This window comes from Methylobacterium sp. GC_Met_2 (genome assembly GCF_026540795.1).
Classification (GTDB): Bacteria; Pseudomonadota; Alphaproteobacteria; order Rhizobiales; family Beijerinckiaceae; genus Methylobacterium.
The window spans coordinates 1-1,060 of sequence record NZ_JALNUM010000259.1 but is presented as its reverse complement, the minus strand read 5'-3'; the positions used below and the strand labels follow the sequence as shown (position 1 = coordinate 1,060).

The 1,060-nt window shown below is 69.9% G+C and carries 1 protein-coding gene; it reads left to right on the top strand.

Features of this window, described 5'->3' with window-relative positions; translation table 11 throughout:
• Positions 1–51: 51 nt before the first annotated feature.
• Positions 52–1,060, top strand: a protein-coding gene (locus OXS49_RS33330; protein ID WP_267428766.1) for an IS630 family transposase whose coding sequence is annotated in 2 segments (ribosomal slippage) — positions 52–583 and positions 583–1,060 — 1,010 coding nt annotated over the 2 segments. Because the reading frame shifts where the segments join, the coding sequence is not laid out codon by codon here. This gene is flagged as partial in the annotation.

The window sequence follows — 1,060 nt, the reverse complement described above, 5'->3', positions numbered from 1 at the left end:
ATACCAACCTTCGTTGAGCGGGACTCACGGGGTAGCCTCGGCGGCTGAAGATTGGTTCTGTCTTCGGGTTTGGAGCCTGAGGAGGATGGGATGGCTGCTCCGGTGCCGCTGCGGTCGGACTTTGACGCTCAGGGCCTGCGTGCCCTGGCCAAGGGTTCGCGTGATCCCGCCCAGACCCGGCGCCTGCTGGCTGTGTCGGCGATCTACGCGGGCGGGTCGCGGACGCAGGCCGCCGCGCTGGGCGGGGTCGGGCTCCAGACGGTGCGGGACTGGGTCGTGGCGTTCAACGTGCACGGTCCGGACGGGCTGATCGGCGGCAAGGCGCCCGGAGCCCGCCCGCGCCTGAACGCCGAGCAGCGGGACGCGCTGCGCACGCTGGTCGAGCAGGGGCCGATGCCGGCCGCCCACGGGGTGGTGCGCTGGCGGCTGGTCGATCTCGCCCAGATCCTGTTCGAGGATCACGGCGTCTCGGTGTCCGAGCAGACGCTGAGCCGGGTCCTGCGGGGCATGGGCTACCGCAAGCTCTCCGCCCGCCCGCGCCACCACGCCCAAAACCCGGACGACAGCCCGGCTTTTAAAAAAGCTTCCCCGCCCGCATGGCGGAGATCGCGCAGGCCAATGGCGGCAAGCCGATAGAGATCTGGTTTTCCGACGAGGCCCGGGTCGGCCAGAAGAACACGATCCACCGGCGCTGGGCCCGCCGCGGCACGCGCCCTGCCGCGCCCAAGGACCAGCGCACCGCCTCGGCCTACATCTTCGGGGCGATCTGCCCCGCCCTCGGCAAAGGGGCCGGCCTCGTCATGCCCCGCTGCACCACCGAGGCGATGGGGCTGCACCTCGAAGAGATCGCCAGGACCGTCGCCCCCGATGCGCACGCCGTGCTGCTGCTCGATCAGGCCGGCTGGCACACGACCAGGAAACTCGTCGTACCCGCCAACATCACCTTGCTGCCCCTGCCGGCCCGCTCCCCCGAACTCAACCCCGTGGAGAACCTATGGCAGTTCATGCGCGACAACTGGCTCGGCAATCGGATCTTCGCATCCTACGCCGACATCCTCGA